This window comes from Pseudomonas serboccidentalis (assembly GCF_028830055.1).
Taxonomy (GTDB): domain Bacteria; phylum Pseudomonadota; class Gammaproteobacteria; order Pseudomonadales; family Pseudomonadaceae; genus Aquipseudomonas; species Aquipseudomonas serboccidentalis.
This window is the reverse complement of the sequence record NZ_CP101655.1, coordinates 3546189-3564905: the sequence shown is the minus strand read 5'-3', so window position 1 is coordinate 3564905 and position 18717 is coordinate 3546189. Positions and strand designations below refer to the sequence as shown.

6 protein-coding genes are annotated in these 18717 nt (G+C 63.0%); 4 read left to right on the top strand and 2 right to left on the bottom strand.

What is annotated here, in order from left to right; all coding sequences use genetic code 11:
* Positions 1-4: 4 nt before the first annotated feature.
* Positions 5-1795, bottom strand: coding sequence for an acyclic terpene utilization AtuA family protein (locus NN484_RS16095; RefSeq protein ID WP_274657464.1), 1791 nt, complete (start codon positions 1793-1795; stop codon positions 5-7).
* A gap of 183 nt (positions 1796-1978) precedes the next feature.
* On the opposite strand from NN484_RS16095, the gene NN484_RS16090 reads away from it, so the two are divergent.
* From NN484_RS16090 to NN484_RS16080, 3 genes are all read left to right on the top strand, one after another.
* A complete protein-coding gene (locus tag NN484_RS16090) occupies positions 1979-2602 on the top strand; it encodes a TetR/AcrR family transcriptional regulator (RefSeq protein WP_127648731.1) in 624 nt (207 codons plus the stop codon).
* A 92-nt stretch (positions 2603-2694) separates the two neighbouring features.
* The gene (locus NN484_RS16085) at positions 2695-3492 is read left to right on the top strand and encodes a substrate-binding periplasmic protein (RefSeq protein ID WP_127648730.1); all 798 of its coding nucleotides are present in this window, start codon (positions 2695-2697) and stop codon (positions 3490-3492) included.
* Between the two features lie 84 nt (positions 3493-3576).
* Positions 3577-4590, top strand: a complete 1014-nt coding sequence (locus tag NN484_RS16080) for a GNAT family N-acetyltransferase (RefSeq protein WP_215501957.1) — start codon at positions 3577-3579, stop codon at positions 4588-4590.
* 96 nt (positions 4591-4686) lie between these two features.
* Here NN484_RS16080 and NN484_RS16075 read toward each other — a convergent pair whose 3' ends face one another.
* Entirely contained in the window at positions 4687-5241 is a 555-nt protein-coding gene (locus NN484_RS16075; RefSeq protein WP_027613402.1) for an RNA polymerase factor sigma-70, read from the bottom strand.
* Positions 5242-5610: 369 nt separating this feature from the next.
* Between NN484_RS16075 and NN484_RS16070 the strand changes: the two genes are divergently transcribed.
* Positions 5611-18609 carry a non-ribosomal peptide synthetase gene (locus tag NN484_RS16070; RefSeq protein ID WP_274657463.1) on the top strand — a complete coding sequence of 4333 codons (12999 nt, stop codon included), beginning with the start codon at positions 5611-5613 and terminating at the stop codon, positions 18607-18609.
* The last annotated feature ends 108 nt before the right edge of the window (positions 18610-18717 follow it).

Genomic DNA, 18717 nt, shown 5'->3' with positions numbered 1-18717 from the left:
ACCTCTAGTCGAGTTGTTCGGCGATGCTCTGCGGCACCGGGATCTGGATTTCCAGCAGTTGCTGGGCGAAGGCCTTGCCCTGTGGGTCGATGCGCAGACTCGCGACACCGCCGCCACCGAGGGCGTTTTCCAGCAGGAAGTTCAGGCTGTGGGTGCCGGGCAGATACCAGCGTTCGACCCGGCCGTGAATCGGGTCGAGCACATGGCGCATCCAGTCGACGATCACTGCCGGGGTCAGCGCTTCGGCGATCCACGGCAGGTATTCCGGCCGGCGCGGGAGGACGCCGATGTTGCTGTGATTGCCCTTGTCTCCGGATCGCGCCACGGCCAGTTTCACCAACGGCACACTGGCGTCGGCACGGCCCTGGGGTTTGGGCGGCTGGTCGGGGGTTGGCAGGTCGTGGCTGTCGAGCGGCATCTGCGCGGGGAGGGCGCAGGGATGTTGTTCACCGGCCATGGCGACTTGCAGGGTGCAGGCGGTTTTATCGATCAGGAACGAGAACAGGCGAATCAGCGGGTACACCGTCGGGCGTCCGCCGACGATGCCGGTCAGCCCCGGCGCCATGCCGGTGGCGGCCTGGGCGATCTCGCGGGAGAACAGCACCAGCGCCTGTTTCTGTGGATGGCGCACGGCGAGTTTGATCACCACCTCGCGGCTGTCCCGGCGCTGGCCGTGAGGGCCGTAGGTGGCTTCGCTGCCGAGCAGTTCGATGTCGACTTCGCTGTAGGGCGGCCAGCCACGTTGGCTGAACATCTCCGAGGTCTTGTCGATGATCGCCTGGCTGACGCGTCGTGCCTTGTCCACCGCATCGATGCCAGCGATCAGGCAACTGGCGGTGCAACGAAAACCGTCCGGCCAAGTGGCGCTGACCTTGTATTTGTCGCTGGGGCGCAAGCCTTTGGCGCCGTGTACATGCACGCTGTTTTTGCCCTGTTGCTGCAGTTTGACCTGAGTGAAATCGCAGACCACGTCCGGCAACAAATACGCTTGCGGATCACCGATTTCATAAAGCATCTGTTCGCCGACGGTCAGCGGCGTCACCAAGCCGCCGGAGCCTTCGGGTTTGCTGACGATGAACTGGCCGTCGGCACTGACTTCAACGATGGGAAAACCGATGTGTTCGTAATCCGGTACGTCGCGCCAGTCGGTGAAATTGCCGCCGGTGCACTGCGCGCCGCATTCGATGATGTGCCCGGCCAGCGCGGCCTGGGCGAGTTTGTCGTAGTCGTGCCATGCCCAGCCGAACTCATGCACCAGCGCCGCACTGACCACCGCGCTGTCGACCACCCGCCCGGTGATGACGATGTCGGCACCCAGGCGCAACGCCTCGACGATGCCCGGCGCGCCCAGGTAGGCGTTGGTCGACACGCACATTGGCGGCAGCGGCGTGCCATTGAACATCTCGTGGATGCCCTGAGAGGCGAGTTGCTGGAATTGCGGTTGCAGGTCATCGCCCAGCAGCACGGCGATTTTCAGCGCGACACCGGCCTTGTCGCAGGCCGCTTGCAGGGCGGCGGCACAGGCCTGTGGATTGACCCCGCCGGCGTTGCTGATGACGCGGATGTTGTGTTCGGCCAGTTGCGGCAGCAGCGGAGCGAGCACTTCGATGAAGTCCCCGGCGAATCCGGCCTGTGGGTCTTTCAGGCGGGCACCGGCCATGATCGACATGGTGATTTCGGCGAGGTAATCGAACACCAGATAATCCAGGCGTCCGCCAGCCACAAGCTGGGCGGCGGCGGTGCTGGTGTCACCCCAGAATGCGCTGGCGCATCCGATGCGAACGGTGGTTGGCATTATGATCTCCGACTCAGGAACCTGCGACAGAAGTGTCTGGAGGCTACCAAGCAAGCGCTTGGTTTGTAAACAGCTGAAATATCTTCTGCCCAAGCGCTTGCTTGGTCGCGGCCCGCGGCTTAAATTGCGCGCAACCCTGCGTGTTCAGGGGGCAACAGACTGATCGACTGTAGGAGAGAACGGGTGGACGAGCAAAAAGCCCTGAGGGTCATGCGCGAACTGGTCGACCAAGGCCAACTGACCGATCCTGACAGCGCTCGCGGCAAACTGCTGCAAGTGGCCGCTCACCTGTTCCGCAACAAGGGCTATGAACGCACCACCGTGCGCGATCTGGCCGGGGCGGTGGGGATTCAGTCCGGGAGCATTTTTCATCACTTCAAAAGCAAGGATGAAATTCTCCGTGCGGTGATGGAAGAGACCATTCGTTACAACACTGCGTTGATGCGCGCCGCGCTGGCCGATGCGAGCAGTGTGCGCGAGCGGGTGCTGGCGCTGATCCGCTGCGAGCTGCAGTCGATCATGGGCGGCAGCGGCGAAGCGATGGCGGTGCTGGTCTACGAATGGCGCTCCTTGTCCGAAGAAGGTCAGGCCAAAGTGCTGGCGCTGCGCGATGTCTACGAAGACATCTGGCTGCAGGTACTGGGCGAAGCCAAGGAGGCGGGGTTCATCCGGGGCGATGTATTTGTAACCCGACGTTTTCTCACGGGTGCGCTGTCCTGGACCACCACCTGGTTCCGTGCCGGTGGCAGTCTGAGCCTCGATCAGCTGGCTGATGAAGCGCTGATTCTGGTGCTCGAAGAGCGCTGACCCACTTTCTAACCGGCCGGGAAACTGGCTAACTGGGCGAAACCGCCTAGCTTGAATGCATTGATCGGTATTTTTTCGGGGAGTGGGGTGTTTTGAAGTCTTCGCCAATTCGGACGACCGCGGGGCTTTTGCTCGTAGCGCTGGCGGTATTTTGGGTGTTGCCCGCACAGGCAGCGCAACTGGTTCGGGTGGGTGCGGCGCATTTTCCGCCTTACACCATACGTCCGGAAAGTGGTGCCGACACCGGCCTGCTGCCGCAATTGGTCGAAGCGCTCAATGCATTGCAGACCGACTATCAGTTTGTCCTTGTGCCAACCTCGATTCCCCGGCGCTTCGGTGATTTCAAGCAGGGCCGGATCGACATGGCGATCTTCGAGAATCCCGACTGGGGCTGGAAGGAGATTGCGCACACCGACGTCGACATGGGGCTGGAAGATGCCGAGATTTTCGTCGCGCAGCGTGAAAACGGTCGCCAGCAGAACTATTTCGCCGACCTCAAGGGCAAACGCCTGGCGCTGTACAGCGGTTATCACTACGAATTCGCCAACTTCAATGCCGACCCCAAATACCTCGCCGATACCTTCAACGCCACGCTGACCTATTCCCATGACAGCAACCTGCTGATGGTTCTGCGCGGCCGTGCCGATATCGCTCTGGTCACGCGCTCGTACCTGTTCGATTACCTGCTGCGCAACGAGAAAGTGCGCGACGAATTGCTGGTATCGCAGCGCATCGACCAGATCTACCACCATTACGCCATTCTGCGCCCGACCGCGCCGATCACCGGTGAGGCATTCGGCAAGTTGCTGCAGGGTTTGCGCGACAATGGGCAGATGCTGAAGATCTTCGATCCGTACAAGATTGCCGTGGTGCCGGTGCCGCATCACTGAGCGATTCTCACCCGGACGGGTAAATTTCCGCTCTCGGCTCACGTCCCATCGTTGAACTGTCGACGATTATCGTGAGCCCGACCCATGTCCAATCTGAATGACCTGACTGCCCTGGCCCTGCCTTCGGGCAGCCAACTGATAGCCGATGCAACTGAAAGCCGTCTGAGCCTGAGCCTGGACGGACAACCGCTGATTCGCCTGCGTCTGGATCGTGAAGGCAACGGCCCGATCCAGCTCGATGAGCGTTTCGCCCTGCCGCCAGGCCTGGCGCTGTGGGCGGCCTGTTATTGGTTGTTTGCCCGTGAGCCGGTACGCCAGCAATTGATCTGGCAACTGGATCAGCCCCCCACTGAAGCCTTGCTCAGCGGGCTGCTGGTCAGCACCGAGGTCGCCGGCGAGTATCGCTGCGAACGTACGCTGTTCTGGCAACTGCCGCAGCCATGGCTCGGTACATCCCTGAGCGGCAGCTACCCGCAACAGATGGTGATCAGCAATGGCAAACGCCACCCGCTGCGCCCGGTGAAACCGCGCGGTGAGGTCTATCGACGTTTCGATGCGCGTCTTGGCGCGTGGATTTCCCTGCGTACAGTTGAAATCGAGCAGGACCTGGCGCGTTTCAATCGCTGGCAGAACAATCCGCGTGTCGCCAGTTTCTGGCAGGAAGAGGGCACTCTCGAGCAGCATCGCGAATACCTGAGCAAGCTTAATGCTGATCCGCACACCCTGACCCTGATCGGCTGTTTCGACGATCAGCCGTTTGCCTACTTCGAAGCCTACTGGGCCAAGGAAGACCGTATCGCGCCGTTCTACGACGCCGACAATTACGACCGTGGCATTCACATGCTGGTGGGGGAGGAGGATCACCGTGGTCCGCACAAGGTGGCGAGCTGGCTGTCAGCGCTGGTGCACTACCTGTTTCTGGATGATCCGCGCACGCAGCGGGTGGTCGCTGAACCGCGTGCCGACAACGCGAAGATGATCGGCCACATGCACAACCAGTGCTTTCACTGCGAGAAAGAATTCGACTTCCCGCACAAGCGCGCGGCGTTGATGATTCTGGGGCGTGAGCGGTTTTTTGATCGGTGCAAGTTGGCGTAAAAGCAAAAGATCGCAGCCTTCGGCAGCTCCTACAGAAGCAAATATTTCATGTAGGAGTTGCCGAAGGCTGCGATCTTTTTTTGCGATGAACCGGGCTTAACGACGACCCATCGATGCCGCATCCCCACGGCTGCCCGACACCTTGCGGCAGTGCACCAGCGCATCGCGAATCATGAAGTTGACCAGGGTCGGCGAGACGCCCAGCTCCTTGGCGATGTCTTTCTGCGGCACGCCATGCAGGCGATACATCTCGAAGGCGTAGCGGGTGCGGCTCGGCAGTTCGGTCAGCGCGTCGGCGATGTGTTCCAGCGTCGAGAAGTTGATGTGCGAGGTTTCCGGCGAAGCGCCCTGAATGACCACGTTCAACCCTTCCTCCTCGGGGCCCGAGTATTTCTGTTCCAGCGCCTGTTTGCGGTAGTGATCGATGGCGAGGTTGCGCACGATCTGGAACAGGTAACTCAATTGCGCCTTGATCGACGAGGTGATCGGTGGGGCCGACTGCAACCGGAAGAACGCATCCTGCACCACGTCTTCGGCGCGCGAACGGCAGCCGGTAATGCGCGCGGCAATCTTCACCAGAATCAGTCGATTGTCGACGAAGGCCTGAAGTAGCGGTGAATCGCACCTGCTTGTGGATACTTGTTCCGTCATGGAAATCACCTTGCTGCCAATAGGTTAGTGGGACGCCTGGGGGAGGGGTCGTCCTACACATCGAGCGACAAATTATGTTGAATGATAATGATTGTCAATTGAGAAAGAGAAGTAATGCTCCGTAAAGGTGCGAAGCGAGAACTGCGACACACCGCCACACGCCTGCCCCCGTTGGCGATCCAGCCTGCCGACTAATTATTTCCAGACGTCATCCGTTCTCATTGGTGAATGGTTCCGGGTACACAGCCCCGGCCAGACAGCATTCCGAAGCCTCGCGCGGTCGGCACAGACCGCGCCCTGCATGCCCCCTGATGGGCGTGACGCAGCAAACCGATTCCATTAGCAAGCCGAATTCAGGCAGGAAACCTCATGACCGACGCGTTCGAACTCCCCAGCACCCTGGTCCAAGCCCTCCAGCGCCGCGCGGCCCTGACCCCGGATCAACTGGCCTTGCGTTTTCTCGCCGAAAACCCAGAGCAGGCTGTGGTACTGAGCTATCGCGAACTCGATCAGCGCGCCCGCAGCATCGCGGCCGCATTGCAGGCTGAAGCCGAATTCGGCGATCGTGCGGTGTTGCTGTTCCCCAGCGGCCCGGATTACGTCGCGGCGTTCTTCGGTTGTCTGTACGCCGGGGTGATCGCGGTGCCGGCCTATCCGCCGGAGTCCACCCGTCGTCATCATCAGGAACGCCTGCTGTCGATCATTGCCGACGCCGAACCGCGTCTGCTGTTGACCAGCGCCGACCAGCGCGATGCCTTGCAGCAAATCGAGGGGGCGCCGCCGTTGCTGTGCGTCGATACGCTCGACAGCGCACTGGCCGAGAACTGGGTTGAGCCGAACCTGCCGCCAGAGCACATCGCCTTCCTGCAATACACCTCCGGTTCCACGGCGCTGCCCAAAGGCGTGCAGGTCAGCCACGGCAATCTGGTGGCCAACGAGTTGTTGATTCGCCACGGCTTCGGCATCGATGTGAATCCTGACGACGTGATCGTCAGTTGGCTGCCGCTGTACCACGACATGGGCCTGATCGGTGGTCTGTTGCAACCGATCTTCAGCGGCGTGCCGTGCATCCTGATGTCGCCGGCGTACTTCCTCGGTCGCCCGTTGCGCTGGCTCGAAGCGATCAGCCAATACGGCGGCACCATCAGCGGCGGCCCGGATTTCGCCTACCGTCTGTGCAGCGAACGCGTTAGCGATTCGGCGCTGGAGCGTCTCGACCTGAGCCGCTGGCGGGTGGCCTATTCCGGCTCGGAACCGATCCGTCTCGACACCCTTGAGCGCTTCGCCGAAAAATTTACCGCGTGCGGCTTCAGTGAAGACAGCTTCATGGCGTCCTATGGTCTGGCCGAAGCGACGCTGTTCGTTGCCGGCACACCGCGTGGCACCGGCATTCCAGCGCTGCGCGTGGACGATCAGGCGCTGGCGCAAAACCGCGCCGAACCGGGCGACGGCAGCCCGATCATGAGTTGCGGCATCAGTCAGCCGGAGCACGCGGTACTGATCGCCGATCCGGTCACGCTCAAAGAACTGGCTGACAATCTCATCGGCGAAGTCTGGGCCGCCGGGCCGAGCATCGCCCATGGCTACTGGCGCAATCCTGAAGCCAGCGCCAGGACCTTCGTCCAGCACGCCGGCCAGACCTGGCTGCGCACGGGCGATCTGGGGTTCATCCGCGACGGCGAACTGTTCATCACCGGGCGCTTGAAAGACATGCTCATCGTGCGCGGCCACAACCTGTATCCGCAGGACATCGAGCAAACCGTCGAGCGCGAAGTGGAAGTGGTGCGCAAGGGCCGGGTCGCGGCATTCGCGGTCTCTCAGGACGGCGAAGAAGGCATCGGCATTGCGGCGGAAATCAGCCGCAGCGTACAGAAAATCCTGCCGCCCGAAGCGCTGATCAAAGCCATTCGCCAGGCGGTGGCCGAGGCGTATCAAGAGGCGCCGAGCGTGGTGGTGCTGCTCAATCCGGGGGCCTTGCCGAAGACCTCCAGCGGCAAGCTGCAACGTTCCGCCTGCCGCAATCGTCTGGCCGATGGCAGCCTCGACAGCTACGCGGTGTTCCCGTCCGCCAGCGCAGCCACTGAAAACACGGGCGCCTCGGCGTCTGAACTGGAAGCGCTGATCGGCACGATCTGGGCCGAGCAACTCAACGTCAAGCACGTCAACGCTGACGACCACTTCTTCCTGCTCGGCGGCAACTCGATTGCCGCCACGCAAGTGATTGCCCGGGTGCGTGAAGCGCTGGCACTGGAGCTGAACCTGCGTCTGTTGTTCGAGGCTCCGACCCTGGCTGCGTTCGCCGCTGCCGTTGCGCAACAGCAGCAGGACGGTGGTAGCGCCCAAGGCGAAATCAGCGTGTTGTCGCGCACCGAAGCGCTGCCGCAATCGCTGGCGCAAAACCGTCTGTGGATCACCTGGCAACTCGACCCGCAAAGCAGCGCCTACAACATTCCCGGCGCCCTGCGTCTGCGTGGCGAGCTGGACGAAGATGCGCTGCGCGCCAGCTTCCAGCAACTGATCGAGCGCCACGAATCGCTGCGTACGCGCTTCTTCGAACGCGACGGCGTGGCGCTGCAACACGTCGATACGGCGACTGAATTCAATCTGCAACTGATCGACATCAGCGACCTGCCAGCGTACGAGCGTGAAGCCCGCGCGCAACAGATCCGCGAAGACCAAGCGCGCAGCCAGTTCGATCTGCAGAACGGCCCGCTGCTGTGGGTGACGCTGGTGCGTCTCGACGACGAAGATCACCAGTTGCTGGTAACGCTGCACCACATCATCGCCGACGGCTGGTCGCTAAACGTGCTGATCGACGAGTTCTCGCGCCTGTACGCCGCTGCATCCCAGGGCCAGCGCGCCGACCTTGCGCCGCTGCCGACCCAATACGCCGACTACGGCAGCTGGCAGCGCCAATGGCTGGCGCAAGGCGAGGGCGAGCGGCAACTGGCGTACTGGAAAGCGCAGTTGGGCGACGAACATCCGGTGCTGGAACTGGCCACCGACCACCCGCGCTCGACCAGACAAGTGCACAGCGCCGCCCGCCACAGCGTGCGCCTCGGTGTCAGCCTCAGCGATGCGATCAAGCAGACCGCCCAGGCTCATCAATCGACGCCGTTCATATTGTTACTCTCGGCCTTCCAGAGCCTGCTGCATCGCTACAGCGGTCAGCGCGACATTCGCATCGGCGTGCCCAATGCCAACCGTCCGCGCCTGGAAACCCAGGGTCTGATCGGCTTCTTCATCAACACCCAGGTGCTGCGTGCCGAGGTCGATTCGCGGCTGTCGTTTGTCGAGCTGCTGGTGCAGACCCGCGAGGCCACGCTCGGCGCTCAAGCCCATCAGGATCTGCCTTTTGAACAACTGCTCGAAGCCTTCCCGCAGGCCCGCGAGCAGGGGCTGTTCCAGGTCATGTTCAACCACCAGCAACGCGACTTGAGTGCGCTCAAGCGCCTGCCCGGGTTGCTCGCCGAAGAACTGCCTTGGCACAGCCGCGAGGCCAAGTTCGACCTGCAACTGCACAGCGAAGAAGATCGCAACGGGCGCCTGACCCTGTCCTTCGACTACGCCGATGAATTGTTCGAAGCGGCAACTATCGAGCGACTGGCCGAACACTTCAGCAACCTGCTGCGCGCCGTCTGCGAACAACCGCAACAGGCGATCGGCGACCTGCCATTGCTGACCCCGTGCGAGCACGAGCAGCACCAGGCATGGAGCGTCGCGCCGTGCACGCCAGCGCAGCAATGGCTGCCGGAACTGCTCAACGAACAGGCGCGCCAGACTCCTGAACGCACCGCGCTGGTGTGGGACGGCGGCAGCCTCGACTTCGCCGAACTGCACGCCCAGGCCAACCGCCTCGCGCACTACCTGCGCGACAAGGGCGTCGGCCCGGATGTGTGTGTGGCGATTGCTGCCGAGCGTTCGCCGCAACTGCTGATCGGCCTGCTGGCGATCATCAAGGCCGGCGGTGCCTATGTGCCGCTGGACCCGGATTATCCGGCCGACCGTCTGGCCTACATGCTCAGCGACAGCGGTGTCGAACTGCTGCTGACCCAGACCGCGTTGCTTGATCGACTGCCGGCCAGCGACGGCGTCAGTGTGATCGCCATGGATGCGCTGCACCTGGAGAACTGGCCGAGCCAGGCGCCCGGCCTGCACCTGCATGGCGACAACCTCGCCTACGTTATTTACACCTCGGGTTCCACCGGCCAGCCGAAAGGTGTCGGCAACACCCATGCGGCGCTGGCCGAACGGCTGCAGTGGATGCAGAACACCTACGGCCTCGATGAAACCGACGTGCTGATGCAAAAGGCGCCGATCAGTTTCGACGTGTCGGTGTGGGAATGCTTCTGGCCGTTGATCACGGGTGCACGCCTGCTGATTGCCGCGCCGGGCGAGCACCGCGATCCGCATCGCATCGCCCAGTTGGTGCAGGCATACGGGGTGACCACGCTGCATTTTGTGCCACCGCTGCTTTCGCTGTTTATCGACGAACCGCTGAGCGCCGAATGCACCAGCCTGCGTCGGCTGTTCTCCGGTGGCGAAGCGCTGCCGGCGGAGCTGCGCAACCGCGTGCTGGCGCAACTGCCGGCGGTGCAGTTGCACAACCGTTACGGCCCGACCGAAACCGCGATCAACGTCACCCACTGGCACTGCACCAGCGCCGACGGCGAACGTTCGCCGATTGGCCGGCCGCTGGGCAACGTGATCTGCCGCGTCCTCGACGCCGATCTCAATCCCGTGCCGGCCGGTGTGCCGGGTGAATTGTGCATCAGCGGCCTCGGCCTCGCTCGCGGCTACCTTGGCCGTCCGGCGTTGACCGCCGCGCGTTTCGTGGTCGATCCACTGGGCGAGCAGGGCGCACGGTTGTACCGCACTGGTGACCGTGCGCGTTGGACCTCGGACGGTGTGCTCGAATACCTCGGTCGTCTCGATCAGCAGGTCAAGCTGCGTGGCTTTCGCGTTGAACCGGAAGAAATCGAAGCGCGTCTGCTGGCCCAGGAAGGCGTCGCCCAAGCCGTGGTGCTGGTGCGTGAAACCGCGGCCGGTGCGCAGTTGATCGGTTACTTCACCGCGTTGGATGCCAGCGAAGATCAGGACGTGCAAATCGCCCGACTGAAAATCGCCCTGGCCGCCGCGCTGCCGGAATACATGGTCCCGGCGCAATTGATGCGTCTGGAACAAATGCCCCTGAGCCCGAGCGGCAAACTTGATCGCCGTGCGTTGCCTGAACCACAGTGGCAAGTACGCAAACACGTCGAGCCGGTCACCGAGCTGGAACAACAGATCGCCGCGATCTGGTGTGAAGTGCTGGGCCTGGCGCAGGTCGGTCTGCGCGACGATTTCTTCGCCCTCGGCGGGCACTCGCTGCTGGCCACGCAAATCATCTCGCGCAGCCGTCAGGCCTGCGACGTCGAGCTGCCGCTGCGCGCCTTGTTCGAACACAGCGAACTGGGTGATTTCGCCGAGCAGATCCGACTGATCCAGGCCAGCGGCAAGACCAACCAGCAGCCACCGATTGCAAAAGTCGACCGCAGCCAACCCGTGCCGCTGTCCTATTCGCAGCAACGCATGTGGTTCCTCTGGCAGATGGAACCGGACAGCCCGGCGTACAACGTCGGCGGCATGGCGCGCCTGCGTGGCGTGTTGCATGTCGAGCGTTTCGAGGCGGCCTTGCAGGCGCTGATCCTGCGCCACGAAACCCTGCGCACCACCTTCCCGAGCATCGACGGCGTGGCCCGGCAGCAGGTGCATGCCGAGACGGGTGTGCGCATGGACTGGAAGGATTTCTCGACATTCGCTGCGGATATACGCGAGCAAAAGGTTCAGCAACTGGCCGACGCCGAAGCGCACCTGCCGTTCGATCTGGAAACCGGGCCGTTGCTGCGCGCCTGTCTGGTGAAGACTGCCGAGGACGAACATTACTTTGTCCTGACCCTGCACCACATCGTCACCGAAGGCTGGGCGATGGACATCTTCGCCCGCGAACTCAGCGCGCTGTACGAAGCGTTCGTCGATGACCGCGACTCACCGCTGGAGCCGCTGCCGGTGCAGTACCTCGACTACAGCGTCTGGCAGCGCAACTGGCTGGAATCCGGTGAACGTCAGCGCCAACTCGACTACTGGACCGCGCAACTGGGGCGCGAACATCCGTTGCTGGAACTGCCCGGTGACCGGCCGCGTCCGCCGGTGCAAAGCCACCAGGGCGAACTGTTTCGTTTCGATCTCAGTGATGACCTCGCTGCCCGCGTCCGTGCGTTCAACGCGCAAAACGGTCTGACCCTGTTCATGACCATGACCGCCGCGCTCGCCACCTTGCTCTACCGCTACAGCGGCCAGACCGACCTGCGCATCGGCGCACCGGTGGCCAACCGTATCCGCCCGGAAAGCGAAGGGCTGATCGGCGCCTTCCTCAACACCCAGGTGCTGCGTTGCCAGCTCGACGGCCAGATGTCGGTCGGTGAGTTGTTCGAGCAGGTGCGCCACACCGTGATCGAAGGCCAGTCGCACCAGGACCTGCCGTTCGATCATCTGGTTGAAGCCCTGCAGCCACCACGCAGTGCCGCTTACAACCCGCTGTTCCAGGTGATGTGCAACGTGCAGCGCTGGGAATTCCAGCAGAGCCGCACCCTCGCCGGCATGACCGTCGAGTACTTGGCCAACGATGCGCGGGCGACCAAGTTCGACCTCAATCTGGAAGTCACCGACCTCGACCATCGCCTCGGCTGCTGCCTGACGTACAGCACCGACCTGTTCGACGAGCCGACCATCGCGCGCATGGCCCAGCATTGGCGCAACCTGCTGGAAGCGTTGATCGCCGATCCGCAGCAGCGTCTGAGCCAACTGCCGCTGCTCGCTGTGCCGGAGCAACAGCGACTGCTCGACAGCCTTGGTGTCGAGCCGGGCGAGCATCGTCTCGACCAGTGCATCCATCACCTGTTCGCCGAGCAGGCGCTGGTCCGCAAAGATGCGCCGGCCCTGACATTCGCCGGACAGACCCTGAGCTACGCCGAACTCGACGCCCGCGCCAATCGCCTGGCCTGGGTTCTGCGCGAGCGTGGCGTCGGCCCGCAAGTGCGGGTCGGTCTGGCGCTGGAGCGCTCGCTGGAAATGGTCATCGGCCTGCTGGCGATTCTCAAGGCCGGCGGCGCCTATGTGCCGCTGGACCCGGAATACCCGCTCGACCGTTTGCACTACATGATCGAAGACAGCCGCATCGGCCTGCTGCTCAGCGATCGGGCGATGTTCAAGGCCCTTGGCGATCTGCCGCCGAGCGTAGCGCGCTGGTGCCTGGAAGAAGACCGCGCGGCGCTGGTCGATTACCCGGCCAGCGAGCTGCCGTTCATCAGCCTGCCGCAGCATCAGGCTTATCTGATTTACACCTCGGGTTCCACCGGCAAGCCGAAAGGCGTGGTGGTGTCCCACGGTGAAATCGCCATGCATTGCCAAGCGGTGATCGCGCGGTTCGGCATGCGTGCCGACGACTGCGAACTGCACTTCTATTCGATCAACTTCGACGCCGCCACCGAGCGGCTGCTGGTGCCGCTGCTCAGTGGCGCGCAGGTGGTGCTGCGGGCGCAAGGGCAGTGGGACGCGGAAGAAATCTGCGGTTTGATCCGCACCCACCGGATCAACGTGCTCGGTTTCACCCCGAGCTACGGCAGCCAGTTGGCGCAGTTCCTCGCCACGCAACACGAGATGCTGCCGGTGCGGATGATCATCACCGGCGGCGAAGCGCTGACCGGCGAACACCTGCAGCGGATTCGCGCCGCGTTCCAGCCGAGCCTGTTTTTCAACGCCTACGGCCCGACCGAAACCGTGGTCATGCCACTCGCCAGTCTGGCCCCGCAAGTGCTGGAAGAGGGCGCCGGCAGCGTGCCGATCGGCAGTGTGATCGGTGATCGCGTGGCCTATATTCTCGACGCCGATCTGGCGCTGGTGCCACAAGGTGCGACCGGGGAATTGTTCATCGGCGGCGCGGGTCTGGCGCAGGGGTACCACGACCGTCCGGGCATCAGCGCCGAGCGTTTTGTGGCTGACCCGTTTGCCGCCGATGGCGCACGCATGTACCGCACCGGCGACCTGGTGCGCCAGCGTGCCGATGGTTTGGTGGAATACCTTGGGCGGATCGACCATCAGGTGAAGATTCGCGGTTTCCGTATCGAGTTGGGCGAGATCGAAAGCCGTCTGCTGGATCACGCTTCGATTCGTGAAGCGGTGGTGCTGGCGCTGGATGCGCCGAGCGGCAAGCAACTGGTTGGTTATCTGGTCACTGAAGTCGCCGAGCAAGGCGAAGCCAAACAGGCTGAACTGCGCGAAGCGCTGAAGTCGCACCTCAAGGCACAACTGCCGGACTACATGGTGCCGACGCACCTGATCCTGCTGGCGAGCATGCCGCTGACCGCCAACGGCAAACTCGACCGCCGCGCCTTGCCGGCGCCGGACCCTGAGCTCAATCGTCAGGACTACGTCGCCCCGAGCAACGAACTGGAGCAGACCCTGGCGCAGATCTGGTGCGAAGTGCTCAACGTCAAGCAGGTCGGCCTCAACGACAACTTCTTCGAACTCGGTGGCGACTCGATTCTGTCGATTCAAGTGGTCAGCCGGGCGCGGCAGCAAGGCATCCATTTCAGCCCGCGGGACCTGTTCCTGCATCAGACCGTGCAGACCCTCGCCGGGGTCGCCAGCCGCAGCGAGCAAGTGACTGCCGAACAGGGGCTGCTCAGCGGTGAGTCGGCGCTGACGCCGATCCAGCACTGGTTCTTCGACACTGAAATCCCGGAGCGTCAGCACTGGAACCAGGCCCTGTTGCTGGAGCCGAGCGTGGCGCTGGAACCCCATCGTCTGGAGCAGGCGCTGCTGGCGGTGATCGAGCAGCACGACGCACTGCGTTTGCGCTTCATGCAGACCAATGATCAGTGGCGGGCAACGCATCAACCGGTGTCCGATGCCGAGGTACTGTGGCAAGTACGGGTGGCAGCGATGGACAAGTGCCAAGCGCTGTTCGCCGATGCCCAGCGCAGCCTCGATCTGCAACACGGTCCGCTATTGCGCGCGTTGCTGGTGGATGGGCCGCAAGGGCAGCAACGGCTGTTCATCGCGATCCATCACTTGGTGGTCGATGGTGTGTCGTGGCGCGTGCTGCTCGATGATCTGCAAACCGTGTATCGCCAACTCGACGCCGAACAGGCGGTGAAGCTACCGGCGAAAACCAGTGCCTTCAAGGACTGGGCAGCACGCTTGCAGGCCTACGCCGGCAGCGAGTCCCTGCGTGAAGAACTGAACTGGTGGCAGACGCAACTGGCCGGGCCGAACGCCGAGTTGCCGTGCGAAAACCCGCAAGGCGGACGGCAGAACCGGCACGCGCAAACCGTCAGCGTGCGCCTTGATGCCGAGCGCACTCAGCAGCTGTTGCAACAGGCACCGCGCGCCTATCGCACGCAGGTCAACGACCTGTTGCTGACCGCACTGGCCCGCGTCTTGTGCCGCTGGAGCGGGCAGCCGTCGGCGCTGATTCAACTGGAAGGCCACGGCCGCGAAACCCTGTTCGACGAGATCGACCTGACCCGCACCGTCGGCTGGTTCACCAGCGCTTATCCGTTACGCCTGACCCCGCACAACATCGAAGAGGCGGCCGGGCAGGGCGCTTCGATCAAGGCGATCAAGGAGCAACTGCGCGGCGTGCCGCACAAAGGCCTGGGCTATGGCGTGCTGCGTTATCTGGCCGACGACCTCAGCCAGCGCAGCATGGCGGCGTTGCCGGATGCACCGGTGACCTTCAACTACCTCGGCCAGTTCGACCAGAGTTTCGGCAGCGATGCGCTGTTCCGTCCGCTGGACGAAGCGGTCGGTGCTGCCCACGATCCGCACGCACCGCTGCCCAACGAGTTGAGCATCGACAGTCAGGTGTATGGCGGTGAACTGCTGTTGCGCTGGACCTTCAGCGCCGAGCGTTATGACGCGCAAACCATCAATGATCTGGCCGACGCCTACCTCGGCGAACTGCAAAGCCTGATCGCCCATTGCCTGCAAGATGAGGCAGGCGGTCTGACGCCGTCGGACTTCCCGCTGGCGAAACTGACCCAGGCGCAACTCGACGCGTTGCCGGTGCCGGCGGCGCACATCGAAGACGTCTATCCGCTGACGCCGATGCAGGAAGGCATGTTGCTGCACACCTTGCTCGAACCGGGCACTGGCCTGTACTACATGCAGGATCGCTACCGCATCAACAGCGAACTCGACCCCGAGCGTTTTGCCCAGGCCTGGCAAGCGGTGATCGCCCGTCATGAAGCGTTGCGCGCATCGTTCTGCTGGAACGTCGGCGAAGACATGCTGCAAGTGATCCACACCCCGGGGCGCACGCCGATCGAGTACCTGGACTGGAGCGCCGTTGCCGAAACCGAGCAAGAACCGAAGCTGCAAGCGCTGCTCAAAAGCGAGCGTGAGGCCGGCTTCGATCTGCTCAATCGGGCACCGTTCCACCTGCGTCTGATCAAGGTCGGCGCGGCGCGCTACTGGTTCATGATGAGCAACCATCACATCCTCATTGATGCCTGGTGCCGCTCGTTGCTGATGAACGATTTCTTCGAGATCTACACCGCCCTTGGTGAAGGCCGCGAAGCGCAGTTGAGCGTGCCGCCGCGTTACCGCGATTACATCGGCTGGCTGCAACGCCAGAGTCTGGCAGAGGCGCGTCAGTGGTGGCAGCAGAACCTGCAAGGCTTCGAACGCACCACGCCGATCCCGAGCGACCGGCCGTTCCTGCGTGAACATGCCGGCGAAAGCGGGGGCATGATCGTTGGCGACCGCTACACCCGCCTCAATGTCGAGGAGGGTGCGCGTCTGCGTGAACTGGCCCAGGCCCATCAATTGACGGTGAACACCTTCGCTCAAGCGGCGTGGGCGCTGGTGCTGCGACGCTTGAGCGGTGATCGTGACGTGCTGTTCGGCGTCACCGTGGCCGGGCGCCCGGTGGAGATGCCGGAGATGCAGCGCACGGTCGGCCTGTTCATCAACAGCATTGCGCTGCGGGTGCAGATCCCGGCGGACGATCAGCGCGCCAGTGTGCGCCAGTGGCTGAGCGCTCTGCTCGACAGCAACATGCAACTGCGCGAGTACGAATACCTGCCACTGGTGAACATCCAGGAACAGAGCGAACTGCCGAAAGGCCAGCCGCTGTTCGACAGCCTGTTCGTGTTTGAAAATGCGCCGGTGGAAGTCTCGGTGCTGGACCGTGCGCAGGGCCTCAACGCGACTTCGGACTCCGGCCGCACTCACACCAACTTCCCGCTGACAGCGGTGTGCTACCCGGGCGATGACCTCGGTCTGCATCTGTCGTATGACCAGCGCTACTTCGACGAATCGACCATCGAACGCATGCTCGGCGAGTTCAAACGGCTGTTGCTGGCGCTGGTCGATGGCTTCCATGGCGACATGGCCGAGCTGCCGCTGCTGGGCGCCGAGGAGCAGGACTTCCTGCTGCACGGTTGCAACCAGAGTGCGCACGATTATCCACTGGAGCAGAGCTACGTGGCGCTGTTCGAAGCGCAGGTTGCAGCGCATCCGCAACGCATCGCGGCCACTTGCCTCGATCAGCAACTGAGCTATGCCGAGCTGAACCACAACGCCAACCGCCTCGCTCATGCGCTGGTTGCAGCCGGGGTGCGGATGGATCAACCGGTGGCGTTGCTGGCGGAACGTAATCTCGATCTGCTGGGCATGATCATCGGCAGTTTCAAGGCCGGTGCCGGTTACCTGCCGCTGGATCCGGGCCTGCCGAGCCAGCGTCTGCAACGCATCATCGAACTGAGCCGCACGCCGCTGCTGGTGTGCACTCAAGCCTGTCGCGAACAGGCGCAGACCTTGCTCGATGAATTCAGCTGCGCCAACCGCCCACGGCTGTTGGTGTGGGAAGAGGTGCAGGCGCGGGCGAGGTCGTTGCAGAACCCGGGCATTTACAGTGGCCCGGACAACCTGGCGTATGTGATCTACACCTCGGGCTCCACCGGCCTGCCGAAAGGCGTGATGGTCGAGCAGCGCGGCATGCTCAACAACCAGTTGAGCAAGCGTCCGTACCTCGATCTGAGCGACGCCGATGTGGTCGCACAGACCGCTTCGCAAAGCTTCGACATTTCGGTCTGGCAGTTCCTCGCCGCGCCGTTGTTCGGCGCACGGGTGGACATTGTGCCGAACACCATCGCCCACGATCCGCAGGGTTTGCTGGTGCACGTGCAGGCCCAGGGCATTACCGTGCTGGAGAGCGTGCCGTCGCTGATTCAGGGCATGCTCGCCGCCGAGCGCCTGAGCCTCGACGGCTTGCGCTGGATGCTGCCGACCGGTGAAGCGATGCCGCCGGAACTGGCGCACCAATGGCTACAGCGTTATCCGCAGATCGGTCTGGTCAACGCCTATGGTCCGGCGGAGTGTTCCGATGACGTGGCGTTCTTCCGCGTCGATCTGGCCTCGACCCGCGGCAGCTACTTGCCGATCGGTACGCCGACCGACAACAACTTGCTCTATCTGGTGGATGGCGCGCTGGAGCTGGTGCCGTTGGGTGCGGTGGGTGAGTTGTGCGTGGCCGGCACTGGCGTCGGTCGCGGTTATGTCAGTGATCCGTTGCGCACCGCGCCGGTGTTCGTGCCGAATCCGTTCGGCGCACCGGGCGAGCGTCTGTATCGCACCGGTGACCTGGCGCGGCGTCGCAGTGATGGTGTGCTGGAGTACGTAGGCCGGGTCGATCATCAAGTGAAGATTCGCGGTTACCGCATCGAACTGGGCGAGATCGAAGCGCGTCTGCACGAACAACCGGAAGTCCGCGATGCGGCGGTGGGTGTGCAGGAGGGCGTCAATGGCAAGCATCTGGTCGGGTATCTCGTAGCGGCAGATCTGGCCCTGAATCCGAACGAACGACTGGAGCGGATCAAACAACGCCTGCGCGCCGAACTGCCGGAGTACATGGTGCCGCTGCACTGGTTGTGGCTGGATCAGTTGCCGCATAACGCCAACGGCAAACTCGACCGCAACGCCCTGCCAGCGCTGGAGATCGGCCAGTTGCAGAGCCAGGATTACCTGGCCCCGCGCAACGAACTGGAACTGATCCTGGCCGATATCTGGGCCGAGGTGCTCAAGGTCGACAAGGTCGGTGTGCGCGACAACTTCTTCGAGCTGGGCGGTCACTCGCTGCTGGCCACGCAGATCGCCTCGCGGGTGCAGAAAACCCTGCAACGCGACGTGCCACTGCGGGCGATGTTCGAGTGCAGCACAGTGCAGGAACTGGCTGAGTACATTGAGGGCCTGGCGGCCAGTGACATGACCGAGGACAAGGTGGATCGATTGAATGATCTGATGGCGGAGCTGGAGGGACTTTGATTCTCTGGTGCCTGCACTGGCCCTTTCGCGAGCAAGCTCGCCCACACTTAGCACTGTGTACGCAGAACCAATGTGGGGAGCTTGCTCGCGATTGGGGGGCGGCATATT